Annotated in this window: 22 protein-coding genes and 2 tRNA genes; 18 read left to right on the top strand and 6 right to left on the bottom strand. The window is 69.4% G+C overall.

Annotated features, from left to right (window positions below; genetic code table 11):
• Positions 1-20: 20 nt before the first annotated feature.
• Together ACFW3L_RS01680 and ACFW3L_RS01675 are read right to left on the bottom strand one after the other, a co-directional pair.
• On the bottom strand, positions 21-1,883 hold the full coding sequence (locus tag ACFW3L_RS01680; RefSeq protein WP_378735168.1) for an ABC transporter ATP-binding protein: 1,863 nt from the start codon (positions 1,881-1,883) through the stop codon (positions 21-23).
• A gap of 115 nt (positions 1,884-1,998) precedes the next feature.
• Entirely contained in the window at positions 1,999-2,502 is a 504-nt protein-coding gene (locus ACFW3L_RS01675; protein WP_378735166.1) for an adenylyltransferase/cytidyltransferase family protein, read from the bottom strand.
• A gap of 215 nt (positions 2,503-2,717) precedes the next feature.
• Here ACFW3L_RS01675 and ACFW3L_RS01670 point away from each other — a divergent pair, with 215 nt between their 5' ends.
• A complete protein-coding gene (locus tag ACFW3L_RS01670) occupies positions 2,718-3,008 on the top strand; it encodes a hypothetical protein (protein WP_378735164.1) in 291 nt (96 codons plus the stop codon).
• Positions 3,009-3,207: 199 nt separating this feature from the next.
• Here the strand turns inward: ACFW3L_RS01670 and ACFW3L_RS01665 are convergent.
• Positions 3,208-3,281: transfer RNA gene (locus ACFW3L_RS01665), tRNA-Gly, on the bottom strand.
• A 117-nt stretch (positions 3,282-3,398) separates the two neighbouring features.
• On the opposite strand from ACFW3L_RS01665, the gene ACFW3L_RS01660 reads away from it, so the two are divergent.
• From ACFW3L_RS01660 to clpX, 5 genes are all read left to right on the top strand, one after another.
• Positions 3,399-3,473: transfer RNA gene (locus ACFW3L_RS01660), tRNA-Pro, on the top strand.
• Between the two features lie 227 nt (positions 3,474-3,700).
• The gene (gene tig / locus ACFW3L_RS01655; RefSeq protein ID WP_378735162.1) at positions 3,701-5,143 is read left to right on the top strand and encodes a trigger factor; all 1,443 of its coding nucleotides are present in this window, start codon (positions 3,701-3,703) and stop codon (positions 5,141-5,143) included.
• A gap of 316 nt (positions 5,144-5,459) precedes the next feature.
• Entirely contained in the window at positions 5,460-6,008 is a 549-nt protein-coding gene (locus ACFW3L_RS01650) for a ClpP family protease (protein WP_082206236.1), read from the top strand.
• Positions 6,009-6,066: 58 nt separating this feature from the next.
• On the top strand, positions 6,067-6,723 hold the full coding sequence (locus ACFW3L_RS01645; RefSeq protein ID WP_017545193.1) for an ATP-dependent Clp protease proteolytic subunit: 657 nt from the start codon (positions 6,067-6,069) through the stop codon (positions 6,721-6,723).
• Positions 6,724-7,016: 293 nt separating this feature from the next.
• Entirely contained in the window at positions 7,017-8,300 is a 1,284-nt protein-coding gene (clpX, locus tag ACFW3L_RS01640) for an ATP-dependent Clp protease ATP-binding subunit ClpX (protein ID WP_378735160.1), read from the top strand.
• A 113-nt stretch (positions 8,301-8,413) separates the two neighbouring features.
• Here the strand turns inward: clpX and ACFW3L_RS01635 are convergent, their stop codons facing one another.
• Positions 8,414-9,124: a DUF305 domain-containing protein gene (locus tag ACFW3L_RS01635; protein WP_378735157.1), complete on the bottom strand. Its 711-nt coding sequence runs from the start codon at positions 9,122-9,124 to the stop codon at positions 8,414-8,416.
• A 252-nt stretch (positions 9,125-9,376) separates the two neighbouring features.
• On the opposite strand from ACFW3L_RS01635, the gene ACFW3L_RS01630 reads away from it, so the two are divergent.
• From ACFW3L_RS01630 to ACFW3L_RS01615, 4 genes are all read left to right on the top strand, one after another.
• Positions 9,377-10,732 (top strand): LVIVD repeat-containing protein, encoded by a 1,356-nt coding sequence (locus ACFW3L_RS01630; protein WP_378735155.1) that lies wholly within the window; start codon positions 9,377-9,379, stop codon positions 10,730-10,732.
• Between the two features lie 186 nt (positions 10,733-10,918).
• A complete protein-coding gene (locus ACFW3L_RS01625) occupies positions 10,919-12,328 on the top strand; it encodes an LVIVD repeat-containing protein (RefSeq protein ID WP_378735153.1) in 1,410 nt (469 codons plus the stop codon).
• Between the two features lie 139 nt (positions 12,329-12,467).
• Positions 12,468-13,886, top strand: coding sequence for an LVIVD repeat-containing protein (locus tag ACFW3L_RS01620; protein ID WP_378735151.1), 1,419 nt, complete (start codon positions 12,468-12,470; stop codon positions 13,884-13,886).
• A gap of 94 nt (positions 13,887-13,980) precedes the next feature.
• Positions 13,981-15,345, top strand: coding sequence for an LVIVD repeat-containing protein (locus ACFW3L_RS01615; protein WP_378735149.1), 1,365 nt, complete (start codon positions 13,981-13,983; stop codon positions 15,343-15,345).
• A gap of 63 nt (positions 15,346-15,408) precedes the next feature.
• Here ACFW3L_RS01615 and ACFW3L_RS01610 read toward each other — a convergent pair whose 3' ends face one another.
• Both ACFW3L_RS01610 and ACFW3L_RS01605 read right to left on the bottom strand, forming a co-directional pair.
• Positions 15,409-16,305, bottom strand: coding sequence for a hypothetical protein (locus ACFW3L_RS01610; RefSeq protein WP_378735147.1), 897 nt, complete (start codon positions 16,303-16,305; stop codon positions 15,409-15,411).
• 106 nt (positions 16,306-16,411) lie between these two features.
• On the bottom strand, positions 16,412-17,665 hold the full coding sequence (locus tag ACFW3L_RS01605) for a hypothetical protein (protein ID WP_378735145.1): 1,254 nt from the start codon (positions 17,663-17,665) through the stop codon (positions 16,412-16,414).
• A 97-nt stretch (positions 17,666-17,762) separates the two neighbouring features.
• On the opposite strand from ACFW3L_RS01605, the gene ACFW3L_RS01600 reads away from it, so the two are divergent.
• The 8 genes from ACFW3L_RS01600 (at position 17,763) to rodA (ending at position 26,144) form a co-directional block, all read left to right on the top strand.
• Positions 17,763-19,115 (top strand): bifunctional folylpolyglutamate synthase/dihydrofolate synthase, encoded by a 1,353-nt coding sequence (locus tag ACFW3L_RS01600; protein ID WP_378735143.1) that lies wholly within the window; start codon positions 17,763-17,765, stop codon positions 19,113-19,115.
• 47 nt (positions 19,116-19,162) lie between these two features.
• Entirely contained in the window at positions 19,163-19,498 is a 336-nt protein-coding gene (locus tag ACFW3L_RS01595) for a DUF4233 domain-containing protein (protein ID WP_378735386.1), read from the top strand.
• A 202-nt stretch (positions 19,499-19,700) separates the two neighbouring features.
• Positions 19,701-20,105 carry a nucleoside-diphosphate kinase gene (gene ndk / locus ACFW3L_RS01590; RefSeq protein WP_049565932.1) on the top strand — a complete coding sequence of 135 codons (405 nt, stop codon included), beginning with the start codon at positions 19,701-19,703 and terminating at the stop codon, positions 20,103-20,105.
• 231 nt (positions 20,106-20,336) lie between these two features.
• Positions 20,337-21,371, top strand: a complete 1,035-nt coding sequence (locus ACFW3L_RS01585; RefSeq protein WP_026129377.1) for a rod shape-determining protein — start codon at positions 20,337-20,339, stop codon at positions 21,369-21,371.
• Between the two features lies 1 nt (position 21,372).
• Positions 21,373-22,272 (top strand): rod shape-determining protein MreC, encoded by a 900-nt coding sequence (gene mreC, locus ACFW3L_RS01580; RefSeq protein ID WP_378735139.1) that lies wholly within the window; start codon positions 21,373-21,375, stop codon positions 22,270-22,272.
• Complete coding sequence (gene mreD / locus ACFW3L_RS01575; RefSeq protein ID WP_378735137.1) at positions 22,269-22,823, top strand: rod shape-determining protein MreD; 555 nt, start codon at positions 22,269-22,271, stop codon at positions 22,821-22,823. Before mreC ends, mreD begins: the two co-directional genes overlap by 4 nt.
• Positions 22,824-22,827: 4 nt before the next feature.
• On the top strand, positions 22,828-24,960 hold the full coding sequence (gene mrdA / locus ACFW3L_RS01570; protein WP_378735135.1) for a penicillin-binding protein 2: 2,133 nt from the start codon (positions 22,828-22,830) through the stop codon (positions 24,958-24,960).
• A complete protein-coding gene (gene rodA, locus ACFW3L_RS01565) occupies positions 24,960-26,144 on the top strand; it encodes a rod shape-determining protein RodA (protein WP_378735133.1) in 1,185 nt (394 codons plus the stop codon). The genes mrdA and rodA overlap by 1 nt, the downstream gene beginning before the upstream one ends.
• The last annotated feature ends 78 nt before the right edge of the window (positions 26,145-26,222 follow it).

The following is a 26,222-nucleotide window of genomic DNA, read 5'->3' as shown; positions in this document are numbered from 1 at the left end:
TGGCAGCCGCCCCTCGACCCCTAGCCCGACTGGGACGCGAACTGGGTGCGGTACAGCGCCGTGTACAGGCCCCCCGCCTCCAGCAGCTCCTCGTGTGTCCCGCGCTCCAGGACGCGACCGTCCTCCAGCACCAGGATCTGGTCCGCCTCACGGACGGTGGCCAGCCGGTGCGCGATCACCAGCGAGGTGCGCCCCTCCAGAGCCACCGCCAGCGCCTCCTGCACAGCCGCCTCCGACTCGGAGTCCAGGTGGGCGGTGGCCTCGTCCAGGACCACCACGGACGGCGCCTTCAAGAGCAGCCGAGCGATCGCCAGACGCTGCTTCTCCCCGCCGGAGAGGCGGTACCCCCGGTCCCCGACCATCGTGTCGAGCCCGTTGGGCAGCTGCTCCAGGAGCACGCCCAACCGCGCCATCCGCAGCGCCTCCTCCAGCTCCGCGTCGGTCGCCTCCGGCCGGGCGTAGCGCAGGTTGGCGCCCACGGTGTCGTGGAAGAGCTGCGCGTCCTGCGTCACCACTCCCACGGCTTCCCTGAGGGAGTCGCCGGTGGTCTCCCGGAGGTCGAGCCCCCCGATCCGCACCGCGCCCTCGCTCGGGTCGTACAGGCGCGAGACCAGGTGCGTCAGGGTCGACTTGCCCGCCCCGGACGGGCCCACCAGGGCCACCATCTGGCCGGGTTCGGCGCGGAAGGACACCTCGCTCAGCACCTGGGTGTCGTCGGCCGCCTCGGCCTGGGGGGTCAGTTCCAGGGACGCCACCGACGTCTCCGAGGCGCCCGGGTAGCGGAAGGACACCCGGTCGAACTCGACGCTCAGCGGCCCCGAGGGCAGCGGCTCCGCGTCCGGGCTCTCCTTGATCTGCGGCTCCAGGTCCAGCACCTCGAAGACCCGGTCGAAGGAGACCAGGGCCGTCATGATCTCCACGTGCACGTTGGACAGCGTGGTGATCGGACCGTAGAGCCTGGCCAGGAGGGTGGTCAGCGCCACCAGGGTGCCCACTTCGAACGAACCGTCCACCGCGAGCACTCCGCCCACGCCGTAGACCATCGCCATGGCCAGCGCCGTGATGGTGGCCAGCATCGTGAACAGCAGACCGCCGATCACCGACTGGCGCACCCCGAGGTCGCGCACGCGCGCCGCCCGGTCGGAGAAGGCGCGGGACTCCTCGTCGGGGCGGCCGTAGAGCTTGACCAGCATGGCGCCGCCCACGTTGAAGCGCTCGGTCATCAGCGAGCTCATCGACGCGTTGTTGTCCATCGCGTCACGGGAGATGTTCGCGAGCCTGCGGCCCAGCAGCTTCGCGGGGACGATGAACAGCGGTACCAGGACCAGCGCCAGCAGGGTCACCTGCCAGGAGAGCGCCAGCATCGTGATGAGCACCGCCACCACGCTGATCAGGTTGGACACCACCGACTGGAGCACCGAGGTGATGGCGCGCTGCGCGCCGACCACGTCCGTGTTCAGGCGGCTGATCAGCGAGCCCGTCTGGGTCCGGGTGAAGAAGGAGATCGGCATCCGCTGCACGTGTGAGAACACCTGGGTACGCAGCAGGTAGATGACGCCCTCACCGATCCTGGAGGACAGCCACCGGCCGGTCAGGGTGATGACGCCCTCCACGAGCGCCAGAACCGCCGCCGCCACCGCCAACCAGACCACCACGGAGGTGTTCCCCGGGAGGATGCCCTGGTCGATGATGGCCCGCAGCAGCAGCGGGTTGGCCACCACCACGGCCGCGCCCACCGCGGTCACCGCGAGGAAGAGCAGGATCTGCCGCCAGTGCGGTGTCGCGTAGGACATCACGCGCCTGGTGAGCCCCGGGGGCAGTTCCTGCCCCCGCGCGCTTCCGTCGTTGACCAGTGCCCTGTAGGAGGGCCTCCCTGACATCATCCGCAGCCTCGTTTCCGTTCGCCACTCGCCACCCAAGCCTCAACGCCGGAGGGAGGGCGCTGCTTCCCTGGTCCGGTGTGGGATGACCGAGGGAGTCCGCGGGAATGCGGGGCGGTCAGAGGGACGAGGCGAGGCGGCCGAGCGCGGCGGTCGTGGACCGGCCGGGGGTGAACGGCAGTTCCCAGGTCTGCGCGCCCAGGGCGTCGGCGCCCCGGATCTTGGCCTGGGTGTAGCGGTCTCCGGCGGTGAAGGCCAGGGCGGCGGGGGAGAGGGGGCGCAGCAGTTCGGCGTAGGCAGCCCAGTCCGCCACGGAGGGCGGGCCCTCGATCACGAACGATCCGGCCACACAGCCCAGGGCGGCGATGGTCTCGGACCGTTCCGCGTCGGGATTGACCGGGCGTCCGGGGCCCTTCCAGGCCCGGACGCGCTCGTCGGACTCGATCCCCACGACGAGGGGGAGGCCGCGGGCGGCGATGGACTGGAGGAAGCGCACGTGCCCGACGTGCAGGACGTCGAAGACACCGGTCACGACGACCGGCCGCTCCGGCGGCTCCGGTCGTTGGAACCACAGCAGGCGGAGCGGCGTCGCCTGCTCGCCCGTGCCGTCCGTGTCCGTCATCTGGCCCCCGTTCCACCGAACCCGAGTGGCGCCCGTTCCAGGTCGCGCCGACGGGTCCGCCCGAAAGGTCAACGTACCCGTTCAAGCTCGGTATTCCGCCTCGTGGGCCGGTGAAACCGAACCGAGTTCTGACGGTGTGCGCCACGTCACCGGGAACCCCCGGGGGCGGAGGTGAGTCCCATCACCGGAATCCGCGTCGAGAGGAAGAGGTGTCCATGTCCTGGGTGGTGCTGATCGAGGAGATCCGGGGGAGCGGTGACCGCCAGCGCTGGGGCCTGGTCCCGCCGTCGTTCGACGGGCGACGTGACACCGAGTTCGCGACCGGGGAGGAGGCCAGGGCGGAGGCGCTGTGTCTGACCTCGGCGCACGCTCCGGGGCATCCGTGGTCGGAGCGGGACCGACAGGCCTACCGGATCTCGCCCGACGAGTACCTGGTGAACGTGGACGGGGCCACGAGCGACTTCCACTTCCGCCTCACCGTGGCCGAGCGGATCGTTCCGGGGTGAGACGGCGAAGCGAACGGGTGCTGTCAGGCGCACGGTTCGTTTCGGGTGGTGCGGGGGTCGCTCCCCGGGTGGGACGGCGAAACGAGCTGGTGCCGTCAGGCACGCAGCTCGCTTCGAGTGGTGCGGGGGTTTCGGGGGTCGCTCCCCGGGTGGGACGGCGAAACGAGCTGGTGCCGTCAGGCACGCAGCTCGCTTCGAGTGGAGCGGGCGACGAGAATCGAACTCGCATGACCAGCTTGGAAGGCTGGGGTTCTACCATTGAACTACGCCCGCGTGGCATCGGAGCCCCTGAGTTTCCTCTAGACTCGTGGAGCCGACGGAGACAAGAGTACAGTCTCTGGGGCGTTGGTCGCACACCCGTTTTCGGTGAGGTGTGTCCGCGCCGGGTGACGGGGTGTAGCGCAGCTTGGTTAGCGCGCATGCTTTGGGAGCATGAGGCCGCGGGTTCGAATCCCGCCACCCCGACGAAACCGTCCACGGCGGTTCGGCCTCCGGGCCGAGCGCCGTGGCCCCCTGTCTGTCTGCCCTAGACTTGGTGCGATCAGCAGGAAACTGTAAGTCCCAGCCCGTCGCAGGGCACCCCGAGGAACGTGGTCATCACCGACCGGGGGTGCGCGCGTGCATTCGCCGTTCGTGTGGTGCGCCTGCGGGCCGACGCGGACACCAGCCGGCAAACCTAGGAGTACCGCCCCGTGAAGACCGATGTCGAGGAGCTCAGCCCGACCCGGGTCAAGCTGACCATCGAGGTGCCCTTCGAGGAGCTCGAGCACGCTTTCGACGTGACCTACAAGTCGCTCGCCAAGCAGGTTCGGATCAAGGGCTTCCGCCCGGGCAAGGCACCGGCGCGTCTGATCGACCGCTACGTCGGCCGTGGCGCGGTGATCAGCGAAGCGGTCAACCACGCCGTTCCGGAGCTCTACAACGAAGCCATCCAGAAGGAGGAGATCTTCGCGCTCGGCCAGCCCGACGTGGAGGTCACCAAGCTGGAGGACAACGACGAGCTCGCCTTCACCGCCGAGGTCGACATCCGACCCAAGTTCGAGGTGAAGGACTACAAGGGCATCGAGGTGACCGTCGACAACGCGACCGTCACCGACGAGCAGGTCGACGAGCAGATCGGCACCCTGCGCGAGCGCTTCTCCACCCTCGTTGGCGCCGACCGTCCCGTCGAGGACGGTGACCACCTCTCCATCGACCTGGTCGCCGCCATCGACGGTGAGAAGCTCGAGGACGTCGCCGTCAGCGGCTACTCCTACGAGGTCGGCACCAACACCATGCTGGAGGGCCTCGACGAGACCCTGCGCGGCATGGAGTCCGGTGGCGAGGCCACCTTCAAGACCACCCTCGTCGGTGGTGAGCACGAGGGCAAGGAGGCGGACGTCACCGTCACCGTGCACTCGGTGAAGGTGAAGGAGCTGCCCGAGCTGGACGACGAGTTCGCCCAGCTGGCCTCCGAGTTCGACACCATCGACGAGCTGCGTGAGGACGTGCGCAAGCGCATGGCCGACGTCCGTCGGATGCAGCAGCTGTCCGCCGCCCGTGACAAGGCGCTGGAGAAGCTGATCGAGTCCGTCGAGATCCCGCTGCCCGACGCGGTCGTCGACGAGGAGATCACCCGCCGTCGCCAGAGCCTCGAGCAGCAGCTCGCCCAGAGCGGTCTGACCAAGGAGGCCTACCTCGAGTCGCAGGAGAAGACCGAGGAGGAGTTCGAGGAGGAGCTGAAGACCGGCGCCAACTCGGCGGTCAAGGCCGGTTTCATCCTCGACCAGCTGGCCCTCCAGGAGGACCTCAGCGCCGACCAGGGTGAGCTCAGCCAGTACGTGTTCGAGCAGGCCCAGCGCATGGGCGTCAGCCCGGACCAGCTGGCCCAGCACCTGGTCGAGTCGAACCAGATCCGCGTCGCCTTCACCGAGGTCGTCCGCGGCAAGGCCATGGACGTCGTCCTGGCCGGTGCCAAGGTGACCGACGAGGACGGCAACGTCGTCGAGCAGGAGATCGTCGAGGCCACCGACGACCAGGCCCTGGCCGAGGCCGTCAGGGCCGCCGCCGCTGCCTCCGCCGAGGTCACCGAGGCCGACCAGGCCGAGGAGAAGGCCGAGGCCGACGAGGACGCCGACAAGGCCGACTCCAAGTAGTCCGAGGCTTCACGGCGCCGCGAGGCACCATGGCTCCCAGGGGCCCTGGCCGACCCGTTACGGGACGGTCGGGGCCCTTTCCCTTCCGCTCCCGGCACGGTGTTCGCTGTCAGGAGAAAGGGTGTGTTCCCGACCGGCCCCACCCTGCGCTCAAAGCGAACAGGGACGGTATCCGGACGAGCCTGGCGTCTGTCGGCGTTAGTGTCGCTGTATCGCAACCGTTTCGATTCCGGAGCAGGTGACGAGAGTGCCGCCGACCTTTGATGAGTCCCAGCGATTCGACGCTCGTACGTCGGATCAGCAGCTTTCCCCTTTTATTGAGCAGACGCCTCAGCGCCTGTTGCGCCAGCGAATCGTGTTCCTCGGCCAGCAGGTCGACGATGACATCGCCAACCGCCTCGTCGGTGAGCTCCTGCTGCTGTCCGCGGAGGACCGCCAGCGGGACATCACGATGTACATCAACTCGCCGGGTGGTTCCGTGACGGCGGGTATGGCGATCTACGACGTCATGCAGTACATCCCCAACGACGTGCGCACCGTGGGTATCGGTATGGCCGCGTCGATGGGCCAGATGCTCCTGTGCGCCGGTGCGCCCGGCAAGCGTTACGCGCTGCCGCACACCCGCGTCATGATGCACCAGCCGTCCGGTGGCATCGGGGGCACCGCCTCCGACATCCGGATCCTGGCTGACCAGCTGCTCTACGTGAAGAAGATGTTCATCCAGAAGATCTCCGAGCACACCGGGCAGTCGGTCGAACAGATCGAGAAGGACGCCGACCGGGACCGCTGGTTCACGGCTCAGGAGGCCAAGGAGTACGGCTTCATCGACGAGGTGCTCGAGGGCACGCTCGACGTGACCAGCTGACAGTCCTGAGCTGACCTGGCCCAGTCCATGAATCGGCGCAGTGCGTGGAAGGCGTGAAATGACCGAGTTCAACCCCAGTCTCATCGGCGGCGCGGCCTCGATGGCTCCTCAGAGCCGCTACGTCCTGCCGTCCTACGTGGAGCGTACGTCGTACGGCGTCAAGGAGATGAATCCGTACAACAAGCTCTTCGAAGAGCGGATCATCTTCGTCGGCGTCCAGATCGACGACACTTCGGCCAACGATCTGATGGCCCAGCTCATCACCCTTGAGCAGCTCGACTCCGAGCGGGACATCCAGATGTACATCAACTCGCCGGGGGGTTCCTTCACCTCCCTCATGGCGATCTACGACACCATGCAGTTCGTGCGCCCCGACATCCAGACGGTGTGCATCGGACAGGCCGCGTCGGCCGCCGCGATCCTGCTGGCGGGCGGCACCAAGGGCAAGCGTGGTGCCCTGCCCAACGCCCGGATGATGATCCACCAGCCCGCGACCGAGGGTATGCACGGTCAGGCCAGCGACATCGAGATCCAGGCCAACGAGATCACCCGTATCCGTACGCAGCTGGAGACCACTCTGGCCAAGCACACGGGTCGCTCCCACGAGCAGGTCTCGAAGGACATCGAGCGGGACAAGATCCTCACCGCCGAGGAGGCCGTGGAGTACGGTCTCATCGACTTCGTCCTGCCCTACCGCAAGGCCTCCCTGAAGTAACGGGGACCACGGCGGCCGTTCCCTCCCGGCCGGGGCGTCTCGCGAGAGCGAACGGCGCCCCACCGGGGGGAATCCGGCGCCACGAAGTACTCACCGGTCCGGTTTCTGACCCGCCTGGGACAGCCCGGTGGTGAAGCCGGTCCGGTTTTTCGCTTAGTCTGGCGGAGAGCGACGCACAGATCGCCCCGTTCGTGGCTGGCCGGTCGCGAACGAACACGGGAGTCGAGTCCTTCCGTCCGTTCGGCGCCGAGTACGCCCGGAACGGGGCGGCCTTAGTTTTGAGGAGTGGCTGGGTGGCACGCATCGGCGACGGCGGGGACCTGCTGAAGTGCTCATTCTGCGGTAAGAGCCAGAAGCAGGTGAAGAAGCTCATCGCTGGCCCCGGCGTCTACATCTGCGATGAGTGCATCGATCTGTGCAACGAGATCATCGAAGAGGAACTCGCCGACGCCACCGAGCTCACGTGGGACTCCCTTCCCAAGCCCCGGGAGATCTTCGACTTCCTGGACTCGTACGTGATCGGTCAGGAGCAGGCGAAGAAGGCCCTCTCCGTGGCGGTGTACAACCACTACAAGAGAGTGCGTTCGGAGACCGACCGTCCCGGTGACGAGGACGTCGAGATCGCCAAGTCGAACATCCTCCTGCTGGGTCCCACCGGTTCGGGCAAGACCCTGCTGGCGCAGACCCTGGCGAAGATCCTCAACGTCCCCTTCGCCATCGCGGACGCCACCGCCCTCACCGAGGCGGGCTACGTGGGCGAGGACGTCGAGAACATCCTGCTGAAGCTGATCCAGGCCGCTGACTACGACGTCAAGAAGGCCGAGACCGGCATCATCTACATCGACGAGGTCGACAAGGTCGCCCGCAAGAGCGAGAACCCGTCGATCACGCGCGACGTCTCCGGTGAGGGCGTCCAGCAGGCGCTGCTGAAGATCCTGGAGGGGACCACCGCGAGCGTGCCCCCGCAGGGCGGCCGCAAGCACCCGCACCAGGAGTTCATCCAGATCGACACCACGAACGTGCTGTTCATCTGTGGTGGCGCCTTCGCGGGGCTGGAGAAGATCATCGAGTCCCGCACGGGGCAGCAGGGCATGGGCTTCAACGCCGTGCTGCGGCCCAAGAGCGAGATGGCCGGGACCGCGCTGTTCGGCGAGGTCATGCCGGAGGACCTGCTCAAGTTCGGGATGATCCCGGAGTTCATCGGCCGTCTGCCGGTGATCACCAGCGTGCACAACCTGGACAAGGCCGCGCTGATCCAGATCCTCACCGAGCCCCGGAACGCCCTGGTCAAGCAGTACCAGCGGCTGTTCGAGCTGGACAACGTCGAGCTGGAGTTCACCCAGGACGCCCTGGAGGCCATCGCGGAGCAGGGCATCATCCGGGGGACCGGTGCCCGTGGTCTGCGCGCCATCATCGAGGAGGTCCTGCTCTCGGTGATGTACGAGGTGCCCAGCCGGGAGGACGTCGGCCAGGTGATCATCACCCGTGAGTCGGTGGAGCAGCACGTGAACCCGACGATCGTGCCGCGCGCCCAGCTGGAGGCGGACGAGGACGGCCGCCAGGAGAAGTCGGCCTGACCGGCGGGTCCGCGCCGCCGTGAGCGGCTGGGACCGCGCGGCGCGGCCGCCGTGAGCTCAGGGGCGCCCTTCCCGCGGGAAGGGCGCCCCTTCTCGTGTCCGGCGCGGACCGGTCACCCTCCGCCTTCGAGGACCCCCTCCATGCGGGCGATCTCGGTGTTCTGCTCGGCGATGAGGTCGTTGGCCATCCGCAGGACCTCCTGGTCCTTGCCCTCCGCCATGGCCTCCTCGGCCATGGTGACCGCGCCCTCGTGGTGGGCGGTCATGAGCTCCACGAAGAGCTGGTCGAACGCGTCGCCGTCGGCGTCGGCCAGGCGTTCCATGTCCTCGTCGGAGACCATGCCCTCCATGTCGTCGTGGTCGACCTGGAGGTCGCAGGCGACCACGTCGTCGTCGGTGGAGTGGTGGGTGCCGTCACCCTCCAGGCCGCAGAAGTTCTGGTGGGCGGGGTTCTCCCGGGCGGGGCCGAAGACGTTCACCTCCAGCCAGCTCTCCATGGCGGTGATCTCGGGGCCCTGCGCGGCGGCGATGCGGTCCGCGATGCGCTCGATGCCGTCGCGCTCGTAGCGGTCCGCGACCAGGTCGGTCATCTCCAGGGCCTGCCGGTGGTGCTCGATCATCTTCACCAGATAGGTCACGTCCGCTTCGTTGTGGCCCTGCTCCTCGGCCAGTGCGGCGATCTGGTCGGCCGTGGCGGGCGTCGAGGCCTCGCCGGGCGCGCCCGGGGCGATGACGTTGGCGGACTGCTGTCCCTCGTCACCGGAACAGGCCGAGACTCCGAGCAGCACGAGGGCGGTTCCGGCTGCGAGTGCCAGGCGGCGCACGAGGTCTCCTCCAGGGGTGGGGGTCGGTGGAGCGGTCGCCCACCGGTGTCGGCTGACCCGACGTCCTGCGGGTTTTCTACTCACTCGAAGGGTGTTTTGTCCAGTGTCGCGGGTGTGTCGTCGGCGCCGTGTCCGTACGCCGGGTTCCCCGAGGCGTCCGTTCTCGGCGTTTCGCCTGGCTTGTGCACTCTGCGGATAGTACAACCCATTGTAGTCAGATGACTTCTTTGGGTTGTTTTGGGGGGTGGCCGCATGGCTTCGGCAACGGGACGGCGTCACGGGGCGGTCGCGCTCGCCGTGGTCGCGGCGGCCGGGATGACGGTTCCGGGCGCCAGCGCCGACGACGGCGTGAGCACCGGCGGGGGAGTGGTGCACCTGGCCAACGTGCCCAAGCCCGAGGCGCTGGACGGGTCGCCCAACTCCGACCTGGCCTTCACCGGTGACTACCTGATCGGCGGCAACTACGACGGCTTCGTCGTCTACGACATCTCCGAACCGGCGTCGCCCACGATCGTCTCCGAGGTGGTGTGTCCGGGCGGCCAGGGCGACGTCTCCGTCAGCGGCGACCTCCTGTACTTCTCGGTGGACTACCCGCGCGCGAGCGACGAGTGCGGGGCGCCGTCCGTTCCGGCCACGGACCCAAGCGGCTTCGAGGGACTACGGATCTTCGACATCTCGGACAAGGCGAACCCGAGGTACGTCGCGGCTGTGGCCACCGACTGCGGCTCGCACACCAACACCCTGGTGCCGGGGGCGGACGGGCGCAGCGACGTGGTGTACGTGTCCTCGTACTCGCCGTCGGAGGCCTTCCCGAACTGCCAGCCGCCGCACGACAAAATCGGCGTCATCGAGGTGCCGCACGACGCCCCCGAGAAGGCCGCACTGGTCAGCGAGCCGGTGCTGTTCCCGGACGGGGGCCACACCAGCACCACGGGCTGCCACGACATCACCGCCTACCCCGCGCGCGGCCTGGCCGCCGCGGCCTGCCTGGGCGACGGCCTGCTGCTCGACATCACGGACCCGCTCCGGCCGGAGGTGGTGGAGCGCGTCCAGGACGAGAACTTCGCCTTCTGGCACTCCGCGACCTTCACCAACGACGCGCGGAACGTGGTCTTCACCGACGAACTCGGCTCGGGTTCCGCCGCGACCTGCAACGAGAGGATCGGTCCCGAGCGCGGGGCCAACGCCGTCCACTCGTTGGACACGTCGGGGGAGAGCCCTGAACTGGAATTTCGGAGTTACTACAAATTGCCTCGCCACCAGACCGATACCGAGAACTGTGTGGCCCACAACGGTTCGCTGATCCCGGTCCCCGGCGAGGACTACTTCGTGCAGTCCTGGTACCAGGGCGGGGTCTCGGTCATCGACCTCACCGACCCCGACGCGCCGGTCGAGGTGGGGCACTTCGACCGTGGCCCGCTCGACCCCGGGCAGCTGGTCACCGCCGGATCCTGGTCCGCGTACTACTACAACGGGCACGTCTACTCGTCCGACATGCAGCGCGGTCTGGACGTCCTCAAGCTCACCGACCCCCGGTTCGAGGGGGCGGAGTCCGCGGTGCTGGACGAGTTCAACCCGCAGTCGCAGCCGGAGCTCCCGAACGGCTGACCGGACGGGTGCGGCGGCGGTGGCCGCCGCACCCGGAACCGGGCCGGTCTCGACACGGTGCGTAGGGGGATCGGGTCGGCTCGACACCCTGTAAACAACCATGTTTCTTTTGTTTCCCTCTATACATATTGATGTTGAACTGTGTACGTTCTTCCTGTTTCGCTCCATTAGGAATCAGGAGTACGCATGGCGTCGTCCCCCGTCCCCTCCCGTTCAGGACGCCCGCGGTTCCGTCGTGGCTCCACGGCCCTCGCTCTCGTCGGTGCCACAGCCCTGACCCTGGGCCTCCTCGGCCCGGCCGCCGCCTCGGCGGACCAGATCCCCTTCGAGAGCGACGCCGAGACCAGCGCGAACGTCACTCACGTGACCAACGTCCCGAAGTCCGAGGCCATGGGTGACTACAACACCGACCTGGCCTTCACCGGTGACTACGCGATCGGCGGCAACTACAACGGTTTCGTCGTCTACGACATCTCCGAGCCCGAGTCCCCGACGGTCGTCTCCGAGGTCCTGTGCCCCGGCGGCCAGGGTGACGTCTCCGTCAGCGGCGACCTCCTGTACTTCTCCGTGGACTACCCCCGCGCCAACGACGAGTGCGGCGCCCCCTCGGTCCCCACCACCGACCCGAACGGGTTCGAGGGCATCCGCGTCTTCGACATCTCGGACAAGGCCAACCCCGCCTACGTCGCGGCCGTGGCCACCGACTGCGGCTCGCACACCAACACCCTGGTGCCCGGCAAGGACGGCGAGCACGACTACGTGTACGTGTCCTCGTACTCGCCCTCGGCCAACTTCCCCAACTGCCAGCCGCCGCACGACAAGATCTCCGTGATCGAGATCCCCGTGGACAACCCCTCCGAGGCCGCGCTGGTCAACGAACCGGTGCTGTTCCCGGACGGCGGCAACCGCAACACGACGGGCTGCCACGACATCACCGCCTACCCGGAGATCGACCTCGCCGCCGGAGCCTGCATGGGTGACGGCATCCTGATGGACATCTCCGACCCGGCGCACCCCGAGGTCACCGACGTGGTCCGGGACGACAACTTCGCGTTCTGGCACTCCGCGACCTTCACCAACGACGCGGGCACCGTGATCTTCACCGACGAGCTCGGCGGCGGTGGCGGCGCCATCTGCACCGAGGACTACGGCGTCGAGCGCGGCGCCAACGCCATCTACACCATCGGCGGCGAGGACGGCGCGCCCGAGCTCGACTTCGAGAGCTACTACAAGATCCCGCGCACCCAGAGCGACACCGAGAACTGCGTCGCGCACAACGGTTCGCTGATCCCGGTCCCGGGCCAGGACTTCTTCGTGCAGTCGTGGTACCAGGGCGGCGTCTCGGTGATCGACTTCAACGACCCGACCGACCCCCGCGAGATCGGCTACTTCGACCGGGCCCCGATCGACGAGGACAACCTCGTCCTGGGCGGCTCGTGGTCGGCGTACTACTACAACGGCTACGTCTACTCCTCCGACATCACGCGCGGCCTCGACGTGATCCGACTCGACGACCCCCGCCTGCGCTCCGCCGCTCGCGTCACCTACGACGAGTTCAACCCGCAGTCGCAGCCGAGCTACCGACCGGGCCGCTGACGCGGGCCACGACCTCTCCCGGTGGCTCCTCCTGGGGAGTCAGGGCAAACGGGAGAGAACGGGGCCGTGGCTCGACGGCCACGGCCCCGCCGCGTCCCGCCCCCTCCACTCCCCGTCCCCCAACCGATCTGGAGAAACCATGCCCGCACCTCCCCCGTCACGGGCCGGTCGCGTCCGGCGCGGTGCGACGGCCGTCGCGCTGACCGCGGCGGCGACCCTGTTCGCCGGGCTCCTCGGCCCGGCGGCAGCGTACGCCGACACCCCGCCCTCCGACAGCGTCACCAGCGACAACGTCGAGCACCTGGCCAACGTCCCCAAGCCGGCGGCGGTCAGCAACACCAACTCGGACCTGGCCTTCACCGGTGACTACGTCATCGGCGGCAACTACGACGGCTTCGTGATCTACGACGTCGCGGACCCCGCGGACCCGACGATCGTCACCGAGGTGGTGTGCCCCGGCGGCCAGGGCGACGTCTCCGTCAGCGGCGACCTCCTGTACTTCGCGGTGGACTCCCCCCGCGCGAACGACGAGTGCGGCGCCCCCGCGGTGCCCGTCACCGACCCGAACGGGTTCGAGGGCGTCCGGATCTTCGACATCTCGGACAAGGCCAATCCCCAGTACGTCGCGGCCGTGCGCACCGACTGCGGCTCGCACACCCTGACCCTCGTGCCCGGCGCGGACCCCTCGACCGAGCTGGTCTACGTCTCGTCCTACGCGCCCTCGGCCGCGTTCCCGAACTGCCAGCCGCCGCACGACAAGATCGCCATCATCGAGGTCCCGCTGGACGACCCGGGGTCGGCCGCGATCGTCAACGAGCCGGTGCTGTTCCCGGACGGCGGCAACCACGACCAGCCCGGTCTGCTCCGTCCCACCGAGGGCTGCCACGACATCACGGTCTACCCGTCCAAGGACCTCGCCGCCGGGGCCTGCATGGGTGACGGCATCATCATGGACATCTCCGACCCGATCGAGCCGGTGGTCACCGAGGTGGTCCAGGACGAGAACTTCGCGTTCTGGCACTCCGCGACCTTCACCAACGACGCCGAGGCCGTCCTGTTCACCGACGAGCTCGGCGGCGGCGGCGCGGCCACCTGCACCGAGGAGATCGGTCCCGAGCGCGGCGCCAACGCGATCTACGCCCTGGACGAGACCGCCGACGGCGGGCACAGCCTCGAGTTCGCGAGCTACTTCAAGATCGACCGTCACCAGGGCGACCAGCAGACCTGCGTCGCGCACAACGGGTCGCTCATCCCCGTTCCGGGGAAGAACTACTTCGTGCAGTCCTGGTACCAGGGCGGCGTCTCGATCATCGACTTCAACGACCTCAGCAACCCCCGCGAGATCGGCTACTTCGACCCCGACGACCGGATCGACCCGGACATCGACAACGGCAGTACCTGGTCCGCGTACTACTACAACGGCCACGTCTACTCCTCGGACATGCGTCGCGGCCTGGACGTCCTCAAGCTCACCGACCCGCGCCTGCGCGCGGCGGAACGGGTGACCTACGAGGAGTTCAACCCGCAGACCCAGCCGGCCTACCGTCCCGGGCGGTAACCGGCCACGACGCACCGGGGTGCCGCGCGGGCCACGCGCGGCACCCCCGCGTGCTGTCACCCATCCCCGAACCCCCACCAGGAAAGGCCGACCCATGCGCTCCTCCTCGCGCCGTGTCGCCGCACTCGCGACCGCCGCGGCCGCGACGCTGTTCGCCGGGCTCCTCGGCCCGGCGGCCGCGTACGCGGACACCCCGCCCTCGGACCAGATCTCCAGCGACAACGTCGAGCACGTCGCGAACGTCCCCAAGCCCGACGCGATCAGCAACACCAACTCGGACCTGGCCTTCACCGGCGACTACGCCATCGGCGGCAACTACGACGGCTTCGTGATCTACGACATCTCCGAGCCCGAGTCCCCGACGATCGTCTCGGAGGTCCTGTGCCCCGGTGGCCAGGGCGACGTGGCGGTCAGCGGTGACCTCCTGTACTTCGCTGTGGACTACCCCCGCGCGAACGACGAGTGCGGCGCCCCCTCCGTCCCGGTCACCGACCCGAACGGGTTCGAGGGCGTCCGGATCTTCGACATCTCGGACAAGGCCAACCCGCAGTACGTCTCGGCCGTGCGCACCGACTGCGGCTCGCACACCCTGACCCTCGTGCCGGGTGACGCGGAGCGCGAGTACGTGTACGTGTCCTCGTACTCGCCCTCGGCCAGCTTCCCCAACTGCCAGCCGCCGCACGACAAGATCGGGATCATCGAGGTGCCGCTGGACGCTCCTTCGGAGGCGTCCCTGGTCAACGAGCCGGTGCTGTTCCCGGACGGTGGCCACCGCACGACCACCGGCTGCCACGACATCACGGTCTTCCCGTCCAAGGACATCGCCGCGGGCGCCTGCATGGGTGACGGCATCATCATGGACATCTCGGACCCGGTCGACCCGGTGGTCACCGAGGTGGTCCAGGACGAGAACTTCGCGTTCTGGCACTCCGCGACCTTCACCAACGACGCCCGGACGGTGCTGTTCACCGACGAGCTCGGCGGTGGCGGAGCGCCCACCTGCACCGAGGAGATCGGTCCCGAGCGCGGCGCCAACGCGATCTACGCCCTCGACGGTGAGGGCGCCGACACGACGCTGGAGTTCGCGAGCTACTTCAAGATCGACCGCCACCAGGGCGACCAGGTGTGCGTGGCGCACAACGGCTCGCTGATCCCGGTCCCGGGCCAGGACTTCTTCGTGCAGTCGTGGTACCAGGGCGGCGTCTCGGTGATCGACTTCAACGACCCGACCAACCCCCGGGAGATCGGCTACTTCGACGCCGACGACCGGATCGACCCGGACGTCCAGAACAACGACACATGGTCGACGTACTACTACAACGGCTACGTGTACTCGTCCGACATCGACCGGGGTCTGGACGTCCTCAAGCTGACCGACCCGCGCCTGCGCGCGGCGGAGCGCGTCACCTACGAGGAGTTCAACCCGCAGACCCAGCCGGTCTACCGCCCCGGCCGGTAGCCGGGCGGTGACGTGGTGAGGGGCCGGGGAACATGTTCCCCGGCCCCTCAGCGTTGTTTCGCCTCAGTCGAGGAGGTCCTCCGGTCGGTCCACGGTGACGGCGGCGGGGACCCACTTCTCCAGGGTCGCCAGGTCGGCGCAGCCCTCCACGCGTCGCCGGACCTCGTCCGAGACGGTGAACCCCCGTGCCTCAAGAACGGAGAGGACGCTGCGCGCCGCCTCAGCCGCGCGGCCTTCCTCGCGGCCCTCCTCCCGGCCTTCTTCCCGGCCTTCCTCGCGGCCGATGCCGACGTACTTGCGGGCGAAGTCGCTCTGCCACTCGTAGGTCTCCACAGCCATCAAGCCCTCCAACTCCTCCCGAGCGGCCTCGTTGAGGCCGGACAGCACATAGTCATAGTAGAACGCCCGATTTCGCTCGGGCGTGGAATCCAGGGCCTCGACCACGGCACGCAGGGTGCGCGGATCCGAGTTCCCGTGCGCGTGGGCGGACAGGACGGCCAGCTCCGGAAGCTCACGAGCCTGTTCGTCACGCGCGATCACCGGCATCCTGCTCGGACCGATGGTCAGCGGGGCGAGGTCGAATCCGGGGTGCCCGGTGCGGATCGGGGCGGCGCACCAGCTCGCCAGGGAGTCCGTGGGACAGAGCACCACCAGCAGCGTCGGGCACTCCAGTCGCGTGTGGAGGTTGACCAGGTAGGCGGGCCAGGTCAGGCGCTTCTCCTTGTCACGGCCGTTCTGGCGCTCGACCACCACCGCCATGACGTTCCGGGGCCCGTCACGCAGGAGGACCGCGCCGTCGGCGTTGAGCTCCCTGGGGTCGCAGTTGGTCAGGGCCGTGTTGGTATTGACCACCTCGGTGTGGCGGGGGATCTCGAAACCCAGGGCCCGCACCAGTACGGGCGCCAGCGCGGGTTGGTTCTGCACGAGCCGCAGGGGGATCTCGTGCTCTCGTGTGGGCATAGGGCTCCTCGGAGTCGGGGGTCCGAAGCGCGTGACGAATCACGGCATGGGACGACCAGGGGTGACCAAGGACGATGCTGCCGTGATGTCGGGTTATGCGTGGGGGTTATGCGGTATGCGGGTCGAAGAGGCGGTCGGTGGGGGCGTCGAGGACCTCCAGCACGCGGCCGGTGAAGTAGACCGTGCCCAAGGCCAGGACGCGCTGGCCCAGAGCGGCCACGGAGGCGGGGGAGAGGTCCTCGGCGCGGACGCTGTCCCAGTGTGCGGGCAGGGCGTGATCGAAGCGCAGGTGCTCCTCTGGCAGGCGCACCGCGGTGACCGGGACCTCCCGGAGGGCGTCGACCGCCCCGGACACGTCCTTGTGGTCGGGCAGGCACAGCAGGACGTGGTCCACGCCGCCCCACAGGTCGCGGGCGTGCGACAGCGCGGCGGCCACACCGACCCGGTCGATGGCGGAGTCCACCACGACCTCGGTGGTCGCGCCCGGCACAGCGTGCCGCGAGAGCCGCGCGGGCAGGTTCACGGTCTCCAGGACCCGGTGGAGCCGGGCGGGCGGCGCGGGCGGCGCCTCCATCAGGTCCAGCACGCGGGTCGCGGCGGCGGTGCCCAGCACGCCGTTGGCGGCCGACAGGCCCCGGGGGCGCAGGTGCGCGGGCGGTTCGGTCGCGGCGGCGGGGTCCACCACCTCGGGGGCAAGCCGTCCCCGGGTGACCTCGGTGAGGGTGCGGTCCACGACGGGGGCCACCTCGGCGCTCTGGGGCAGCGTCACCAGGGCCCGGGTGCGTTCAGGGTGGACCACGCGGGTCTTCTCACGTGCGATCTCCGCCACGGTGTCACCGAGGACCCCCACGTGCTCCGCGAAGACCATGCCCAGCGCCACCACCCGCGGCCCCAGGAGGCGGAGCTCGTCGCGGTGCCCTCCCATCCCCGCCTCCAGGACGCAGACGTCGGCGCCGACCGCCTGGGCGTGCAGCAACCCGGCGATCAGGAACAGTCCGCTCGGCGCCAGGTAGCCCTCCTCCTCGGGCAGGGTCCGCCGGGCGGCCTCCACGGTGCGGCCGAGGGCGCGGAGTTCGTCGTCGGTCACGGACACGCCGTCCACCCGGACCCGTTCGCGGTACCCCCGGAAACTCGGGCCGGTCACCAGGACGGTCCGCAGCCCGGCGGCGGACAGCGTCGCCGCCGCGTAGGTGGCCGTGCTGCCCTTGCCCTTGGACCCGACCACCCCGAGCACGGGAAGCGGTGCCGGGTCCAGCGCGGCCAGGAGCGCGGCCGCACGGTCGAGGCTGCGTGTCCGTCCGGGACGGCGGTGCGCCCACTCGGAGAAGAACGGTTCGACGATCGGGTCAGGGCTGGGCATGCCCCCAAGTATGGTCCCCGTACGCGCCACCCCGCATCCGAGCCCAGGTGGGGCCGCGTACACTGGCGCGGGTGTACACCCCGACCACCGAGACGCCGTGAGTGGCGCGGGCGCCCATGAGCGCTACGCCGAGGTCACCGCGGAGATTCTCTCCCGCGCGCCCGAATCCGACATCGACCCCACCCTGGACCGCGTCCGCACGGTCCTGGACCTGTTGGGTGACCCGCACCGCAACTTCCGGGTCGTCCACGTCACCGGGACCAACGGCAAGACGTCCACCGCCCGGATGATCGACGCGCTGGTGCGCGGCCGAGGCCTCCGGGTCGGCCGCTACACCAGCCCCCACCTGCGGACGGTGCGGGAGCGCATCGTCGTGGACGGGGAGCCGATCTCTCAGGAGCGGTTCGTCGAGGCCTACGACGACATCCGTCCCTTCCTGGAGATGGCCGACGCGATGAGCGACGTCCGGCTGTCGTTCTTCGAGATCCTCACCGTGATGGCCTACGCCGTGTTCGCGGACGCCCCCGTGGACGTCGCCGTGGTGGAGGTCGGCATGGGCGGCAGCTGGGACGCCACCAACGTCGTCGACGGGGACGTGGCCGTGGTCACTCCGATCGGCATCGACCACACCGAGTACCTGCCCGACACCCTCGACGGCATCGCCGAGGAGAAGGCCGGAATCATCAAGCCCGGGTCGGTCACCGTCATGGCGCAGCAGCCGCTGCCCGCCGCCGAGGTCCTGCTCCGGCACGCCGCCGAGGTCGGGTCCACGGTGGCCAGGGAGGGGCTGGAGTTCGGGGTGACCTCCCGCGAGGTCGCCGTCGGCGGCCAGCAGGTCGCCGTCAAGGGCCTCACGGGCAACTACGAGAACCTCTTCGTGCCGCTGTTCGGGGAGCACCAGGCCAGCAACGCCGCGGTCGCCATCGCGGCCGTCGAGGCCTTCTCGGCCTCCGAGGACGCGGCCGGACTCGACCCCGTGATCGTCGGGGAGGCGCTGGCCGGGATCGACTCCCCGGGCCGCATGGAGGTCGTACGCACCAGCCCGACGGTCATCGCGGACGCCGCGCACAACCCGGCCGGGATGATCGCCACGGTGGCGGCAGTGGAGGAGGCCTTCTCCTTCTCCCGGCTGGTCGGCGTGGTCGCCATCATGGCCGACAAGGACGTCGAGGGCGTCCTGGAGCCCCTGGAACCGCTGCTCGACGAGATCGTGGTCACCCGCAACTCCTCGCCCCGGTCCCTCGACCCGGCGCAGCTGGCCGACATCGCCCGGCAGATCTTCGGTGAGGACCGCGTGCACGTGGCCGCACGGCTCGACGACGCCATCGACCAGGCCGTGGGCCTGGCCGAGTCGGGCGGCGAGTTCGGCGGAACCGGTGTGCTGGTCACCGGGTCGGTGGTCACCTCGGGTGACGCCGTCCACCTGCTGCGCGGTTCCGGCGACCAGTAACCAGACGAAGGGAGAACGCCGTGCGCACACTCTGCGCCGTAGTCCTCGTGTTCGAGGCCATCGTGATCGGCCTGGCGATCCCCATCGCCATCAACCTGGAGGGCGCCGACCCCGCCGTGGCGGGCGGTCTCTGGGGCGGCATGGCCCTGGCCGCTCTGCTGCTGTCCGGGCTCCAGAAGCACACCTGGGCGCACTACGCGGCGTGGGTGCTCCAGGCCGGTTTCCTGTTCAGTTCCTTCATGGTCACGGGCGCGCCCCTGGTGGCGATCGTCTTCGTGTCCCTGTGGGTCGTCGGCGTGATCATGGGCCGCAGGGTCGACGCGATCCGCGCCGCCCACGAGGAGCGGGCCGAGCAGGAGGGCGCCGAGGTCGGCGGGGCCTAGGCCCTTCCGCCTCTCCCACCGCGCCCCAGGGGCAAACGCGATAGTGTGACGCACGTCCGGGCAGACGAACGGCACCGCCGTCCCCCTGTCTCGTCCCCGAGCCCCGGGCACACATCCGTTCACCCCACCGCGTGCGCTCGCCACCGCGGGCCCAGGCCCCCGCGTGCCGCGCGGGGGTCCCCAGTGAGGAGTTGAAACGCACGTGGAGCGCACTCTCGTTCTCATCAAGCCCGACGGTGTCCGCCGCAACATCGTCGGTGAGGTCATCTCGCGCATCGAGCGCAAGGGCCTGAACCTGGTCGCGATGGAGCTGCGCACGCTCGACGCGGACACCGCGAAGACGCACTACGAGGAGCACGCCTCGCGTCCGTTCTTCGACTCGCTGGTGGAGTTCATCACCGGTGGTCCTCTGGTCGCCATGGTGGTCGAGGGCGAGCGCGCCATCGAGGCCTTCCGCGCCCTGGCCGGTGCCACCGACCCGGTGACCGCCACGCCCGGGACCATCCGGGGCGACTTCGCCCTCGAGGTGCAGAAGAACATCGTCCACGGCTCGGACTCCACCTACTCGGCGGAGCGCGAGATCAAGCTGTTCTTCCCCGACCTGTAGGGGAATCGGGCCCGTGAGGCCTAGTCTTGATGCCCTGGGGTGCGTACGCGCCCCAGGGCACCTCTCTTTTCTCACCCTTGTCCGGTGACGAGGCAACAAATCGGTGTGTTTGCGTAACGGACTAAGTGCTGACCGTTACGATGCGGGGGACTGGATACCTAACGTGCCGGAACGACCACGTATGGTCGTGACGCACGTCCCCGCCCGACACGGCGCCTCTGAGGACGTTACATGCCCAACAACCTTGCATTTCTCGGCCGGGACATGGCCGTAGACCTTGGTACCGCCAACACACTCGTGTACGTACGCGGACGCGGCATCGTCCTGAACGAGCCGTCGGTGGTCGCGCTCAACACCTCGACCGGCAAGATCGTGGCGGTCGGCATCGAGGCCAAGCAGATGATCGGCCGCACGCCGACCAACATCACCGCCATCCGCCCCCTCAAGGACGGCGTCATCGCCGACTTCGAGGTCACCGAGCGGATGCTGCGGTACTTCATCCAGAAGATCCACCGCCGCCGCCACTTCGCCAAGCCCCGCATCATCGTCGCGGTCCCGAGCGGCATCACCTCGGTCGAGCACCGCGCGGTCAAGGAGGCGGGCTACCAGGCCGGGGCGCGCCGCGTGTACATCATCGAGGAGCCCATGGCGGCGGCGATCGGCGCCGGGCTCCCGGTCCACGAGCCCACCGGCAACATGGTGGTCGACATCGGCGGCGGCACCACCGAGGTCGCCGTCATCTCCATGGGCGGCATCGTCACCTCCCAGTCCATCCGGGTGGGCGGCGACGAACTCGACCAGGCGATCATGACCTTCATCAAGAAGGAGTACTCCCTGATGATCGGGGAGCGCACCGCCGAGGAGCTCAAGCTCGCCATCGGCTCCGCCTACCCCACGGGAGCGGAGGAGCTGCACGCCGAGGTCCGCGGACGCGACCTCATCAGCGGCCTGCCCAAGACCATCGTCCTGTCCGAGTCCGACGTGCGCCAGGCCATCGAGGAACCGGTCACCGCGATCATCGACGCGGTCCGCACCAGCCTCGACAAGTGCCCGCCCGAGCTGTCCGGCGACATCATGGACCGGGGCGTGGCGGTGACCGGCGGCGGCGCCCTGCTGCGCGGCCTCGACGACCGGCTCCTGCACGAGACCGGCATGCCCATCCACGTGGCCGACAACGCGCTCGACTCGGTCGCGGTGGGTTCGGGCACCTGCGTGGAGAACTACGAGCGACTCCACCAGGTCCTCGTTCCGGAACGGCGGCGCTGACATGCTCCGCGACTCCTCGCGGTCCCGGCTGTTCCTCGCCGTGCTCGTCGTGGCGGCCGTGGCCCTGATGGTCCTGGACACGCGGGCGGGGGGCAACCCCGTCACCTCGGTCGCCCGGGGCGGCGGCGAACTGGCCTTCGCCCCGGCCGCCGCCGGGGTCGGCCTCATCGCCGGCCCCGCCGCCACGCTCTACGAGGGCGTGAGCCAGGGACCCAAGGCGGCCGCCCGGATCGCCGAGCTGGAGGCCGCCAACGCCGAACTGGAGGCGGACCTCCAGTCGGCTCGGCTCGACGACGGCCGCGTGGACCAGCTGGACGAGCTCCTGCACCTGTCCGGACGGGGCGGCTACGAGATCGTCCCGGCCCAGGCCGTCACCCGCACCACCGCGCAGGGATACGCGCACACCGTCACCATCGACGCGGGCACCGACTCCGGGATCCGTCCCGACATGACGGTGGTCAGCGGTGCCGGACTGGTCGGACGGGTGATCGAGGCCGGTCCCAGGCTCGCCACCGTCAAGCTCGCCACCGACGTCAACTCCACGGTCGGCGCGCGGCTCGAACAGACGCGCAAGATCGGCGCGATCAGCGGCGGCAGCGTCCCGGGCGGGCCCGAGGCCGACCTCACCCTGGAACTGTTCGACATGGAGGCGCCCATCGAGGAGGGCGACCGCGTCGTCACGCTCGGCTCGCACGACGGCGCGCCGTTCGTCCCGGGAGTGCCGATCGGCACCGTCGACGAGGTCCACGTGGCGCCGGGGGCGCTGAGCCGGATCGCCCGCATCACCCCGGCCGTGGACTTCGCGTCCCTGGACATGGTGGGCGTGGTCGTCTCCGGTCCCGCCGAGGACCCGCGTGACTCCGTGCTCCCGCCCAAACCCGATCCCAAGGGGGACCAATGAGGGCCGCAGCGACCCTGCTCATGGTGACCGTCGCGGTGCTCGCCCAGGCCGCCATCGTCAACCGGCTGCCCTTCGAATGGGGACCGGACCTCGTCCTCGCGGCCGTCGTCGCCGTGGCGCTGACCACCAACCCGGCGGCTGCCGCCGGATGCGGGTTCGCCGCCGGGCTGGCCATGGACGTCCTGCCCCCGGCCGAGCACCCGATGGGCCGCTACGCGCTGGTGCTGTGCGTGGCCGCCTACCTCGTCTCGCTGCTGCGCGCCAACACCGGCCTCGGCGGCGCCGTGGGCAACACGGTCTCGCCCTGGACCGCGCTGGGGATCACCGCCGTCACGGCCGTGGGGGTGGGCCTGAGCTACGCCCTGGTCGGCTTCATGCTGGGCGACGGCAACGTCACCCTCGCCGCGGTGAGCGTCCGGGTCGGCGTCGGCGCCCTGCTGACCACCCTGATCGGGGCGCTGGTCGTCCTACCGATCCTGTGGACACGCGCCGCGCTCGCGGAGAGCGACTTCGCCACGATCCAGGGCCCGACCTCCCTGCGAGGGTGGTGAACCGGTGCACAAGCCACCCACCAACCCGTCCCTGCCGGGGCGCAGACTCGGCTGGTTCGGGCTGTTCCTCGCGCAGTTCCTGGTCCTGGCCCTGTTCGCGGTGCTGGTCGCCCGGCTCTGGTACCTCCAGGTGCCCATGGCCGACCACTACCGTGAACTGGCCGTCTCCAACCACCACCAGGAGCTGGTCGTCCCCGCCACCCGGGGGCAGATCCTCGACTCCAGCGGCCGCGTCGTGGTCAACAACAAGACCCAGCTCCTGGTCTCGGCCGACTACCACGAACTCCAGGGAATGAAGGACGGCGGGGAGAAGGTCCTCAGCGACCTCTCCGGCGTGCTGGACATCCCCCTGGAGGAACTCCAGCAGCGCATGCGTCTGTGCGGCCCCGAGGTCCAGCGTCCCTGCTGGCCCGGTTCGCCCTACCAGCCCGTCACCCTCGCGGAGGACGTGGAGGGCCCGGTCGCGCTCCAGATCATGGAGAGCGCCGACGACTTCCCCGGGATCACCGCACAGGCCCAGGCCGTGCGCGAGTATCCCTACGGCGAACACGCGGGTCAGATGCTCGGCTACCTCCAGCCCGTCACCCAGGAGGAACTGGAGGCGCGCGAGGAGCTGCGCACCGGGTTCACCGGGATCGACATGGTGGGCCGTGACGGCCTGGAGGCCGTCTATGACAAGGAGCTGCGCGGCGTCGCGGGCCTGCGCACCCTGGGCGTGAACAACCACGGCGAGATCATGGACGTCATCTCCGAACGCCTCCCCGAGGCGGGCATGCACCTGGTCACCCACATGGACATGAACGTCCAGAAGGTCGCCGAGGAGGCCCTGGCCCGGGGGATGGAGGGCGCCCGGCCCAAGTACAAGGCGGACTCCGGCGCCGCCGTGGTCCTGGACGTCACCAACGGCGGGGTCGTCGCCATGGCCAGCATGCCCACCTACGACCCGGCCATCTGGGACGGCGGGATCGACCAGGAGACCTTCGACGCCATGCTCAGCGAGGAGGCCGGGGAGCCCCTGCTCTCCCGCGCCGTCCAGGGCACGTACCCGCCCGGCTCCACCTTCAAGGTGTCGTCGCTGTCGGCGGCCGTCGAGAACGGGTACTCGCTGCGCAGTTCCTACGCGTGCCCCGGCTCGGTCAACCTCGCCGGCCAGAACTACGAGAACTACGCGGGCGCGGGTCAGGGCAGCATCACCCTGAAGCAGGCGATCATCGCCTCCTGCAACACCGTGTTCTACAACTTCGGCTACCAGATGTGGTCCAAGGACGGCGGACTCCACCCGGACGGCGAGCCCGAGGAGGCCATGGCCGAGATGGCCCGCGGCTACGGGTTCGGCTCGCCCACCGGCGTGGACCTGCCGTACGAGACCGGTGGCCGTATCCCGGACCGCGAGTGGAAGCGCACCTTCTGGGAGGAGACCCGGGAGGTCAACTGCGAGCGGGCCGAGTCCGGCTACCCGGACATCGCGGAGAACGACCCGTCCCAGGCCGCCTACCTCAAGCAGCTCGCGCACGAACACTGCGTGGAGGGCTTCGAGTGGCGGGCCAGTGAGGCGATCAACTTCTCGATCGGCCAGGGCGACGTCCTCGTCAGCCCGCTCCAGCTGGCCAGCGCCTACGCCTCCATCGCCAACGGCGGGACTCTGTACGAGCCGCGCGTGGCCAAGGCCATGGTCGCCGCCGACGGCTCCAAGGTCCAGGAGATCGAGCCGACGGTCAAGAACGAGGTGCCGGTCAGCGACGAGACGATCAAGTACCTCCAGGAGGCCCTGGCCGAGGTGACCACGTCCGGTACCGGTGGCGGCGCCTTCTCCGACTTCCCGCAGGACCAGGTCGCCGTCGCGGGCAAGACCGGCAGCGCCGACGCGCAGGGCCGCCAGGTGTCGTCCTGGTTCGCCTCCTACGCGCCGGTGGACGACCCGCAGTACGCCATCGTCGTCCTGGTCTCCCAGGGCGGTACCGGTGGTGAGACCGCCGCGCCCATCGCCCGTGAGATCTACGAGGGTCTGTACGGCTTCTCGTCCACCGGTGACACCGAGGACGTGAAGGAGGGCAAGCCGCTGCTGCCCGGAGGCAAGCCGCACACCGAACTGCCGGTCGTCCGCCAGGACGGTTCCATCGAGACGCTGGAGCCCTGATGATCACGAACATGGGCGGTCCGCCCCGGCGCCAGCGTGACCTGGGGCGGACCCTCAGCTCGGCGGCGGGTGGCGCGCGCCGCCTCGACTGGATCCTGATCGGCGCCGTGCTGGTGCTCGCCGGGCTCGGGTCCCTGCTGGTGTGGTCCGCGACGCTGCCGGGCGACGGGGGCGACCCGCTGGAGTCCGTGGACCACCTCGTGCGCCATCTGCTCCACCTCGGGGTGGCCGTGGTCGTGTGCCTGGTCGTCGCGGCGGTGGACTACCGCACCGTCCGTGCCTACGCGCCGATCGCCTACGCGTTCAGTGTGGTCTCGCTCGTCCTGGTGCTGACCCCGCTCGGCGCCGTGATCAACGGTTCTCGCGGCTGGATCGTGGTCGGCGGTTTCCAGTTCCAGCCCAGTGAGCTGGCCAAGGTCGGACTGATCCTGGTCCTGGCGACGCTGCTCGGCGAGCCCCGGGACGGCGAGACCCGCCCGATGACGAGGGACGTGCTGTTCTGCCTGCTGGTGATGGCGGTCCCGCTCGGGCTCGTCATGCTCCAGCCCGACCTCGGGACGAGCCTGGTCCTGTGCGCGATCTTCCTCGGCATGCTCACGCTGTCCGGGGCCCCGGTCATGTGGGTGGCGGGCATGCTCGCCTGCGGCGCGCTGGCCGTGCTGGCCGTGTGGTGGTTCGAGCTGCTGGAGCCCTACCAGCTCGACCGGATCGCCACCCTGGTGGACCCGGCGGCCGACCCGCAGGGCGCGGGCTACAACTCGGCGCAGGCGCTGATCGCCGTGGGGTCGGGCGGCTTCGACGGCACCGGGCTGTTCCAGGGGGAGCAGACCCACGGCCGGTTCGTCCCCGAGCAGCACACGGACTTCATCTTCACGGTGGCGGGGGAGGAGTTGGGGTTCCTCGGCTCCGGGGCGATCATCGTGCTCTTCGCCGTGGTGATCTGGCGGATCCTGCGCATCGCGCGGGGATGCGACCAGCCCTATCCGCGCCTGCTCTGCGTGGGTGTGGCCTCCTGGTTCGGCTTCCAGGCCTTCATCAACATCGGGATGGGCCTGGGCATCCTGCCGGTGACCGGGCTTCCGCTGCCGTTCGTGTCGTACGGAGGCACGGCGATCCTGGCCAACATGCTGGCCCTGGGCCTGGTGCTCGGCGTCAACTCCCGGGACCGCGGCTTCGAGTTCTGATCCGGGACCCGCCCCGGACCGGTCCTGTGTACACACCGGTCCGGGGCCCTTCGGAGGGCTAACCTGGTGGTCCAGCCA

This window comes from Nocardiopsis sp. NPDC058789, assembly GCF_042745575.1.
In the GTDB taxonomy this organism is placed as follows: Bacteria; Actinomycetota; Actinomycetes; order Streptosporangiales; family Streptosporangiaceae; genus Nocardiopsis; species Nocardiopsis eucommiae.
The sequence above is the reverse complement of the archived record's forward strand: the minus strand, read 5'-3'. Positions and strand labels throughout refer to the sequence as shown.

Coding starts and splice junctions, on each gene's coding strand:
- ACFW3L_RS01680 (WP_378735168.1), bottom strand. CDS start 1,883: ATGATGTCAGGGAGGCCCTCCTACAGGGCACTGGTCAACGACGGAAGC.
- ACFW3L_RS01675 (WP_378735166.1), bottom strand. CDS start 2,502: ATGACGGACACGGACGGCACGGGCGAGCAGGCGACGCCGCTCCGCCTG.
- ACFW3L_RS01670 (WP_378735164.1), top strand. CDS start 2,718: ATGTCCTGGGTGGTGCTGATCGAGGAGATCCGGGGGAGCGGTGACCGC.
- ACFW3L_RS01645 (WP_017545193.1), top strand. CDS start 6,067: ATGACCGAGTTCAACCCCAGTCTCATCGGCGGCGCGGCCTCGATGGCT.
- ACFW3L_RS01630 (WP_378735155.1), top strand. CDS start 9,377: ATGGCTTCGGCAACGGGACGGCGTCACGGGGCGGTCGCGCTCGCCGTG.
- ACFW3L_RS01625 (WP_378735153.1), top strand. CDS start 10,919: ATGGCGTCGTCCCCCGTCCCCTCCCGTTCAGGACGCCCGCGGTTCCGT.
- ACFW3L_RS01620 (WP_378735151.1), top strand. CDS start 12,468: ATGCCCGCACCTCCCCCGTCACGGGCCGGTCGCGTCCGGCGCGGTGCG.
- ACFW3L_RS01615 (WP_378735149.1), top strand. CDS start 13,981: ATGCGCTCCTCCTCGCGCCGTGTCGCCGCACTCGCGACCGCCGCGGCC.
- ACFW3L_RS01610 (WP_378735147.1), bottom strand. CDS start 16,305: ATGCCCACACGAGAGCACGAGATCCCCCTGCGGCTCGTGCAGAACCAA.
- ACFW3L_RS01605 (WP_378735145.1), bottom strand. CDS start 17,665: ATGCCCAGCCCTGACCCGATCGTCGAACCGTTCTTCTCCGAGTGGGCG.
- ACFW3L_RS01585 (WP_026129377.1), top strand. CDS start 20,337: ATGCCCAACAACCTTGCATTTCTCGGCCGGGACATGGCCGTAGACCTT.
- mreC (WP_378735139.1), top strand. CDS start 21,373: ATGCTCCGCGACTCCTCGCGGTCCCGGCTGTTCCTCGCCGTGCTCGTC.
- mreD (WP_378735137.1), top strand. CDS start 22,269: ATGAGGGCCGCAGCGACCCTGCTCATGGTGACCGTCGCGGTGCTCGCC.
- rodA (WP_378735133.1), top strand. CDS start 24,960: ATGATCACGAACATGGGCGGTCCGCCCCGGCGCCAGCGTGACCTGGGG.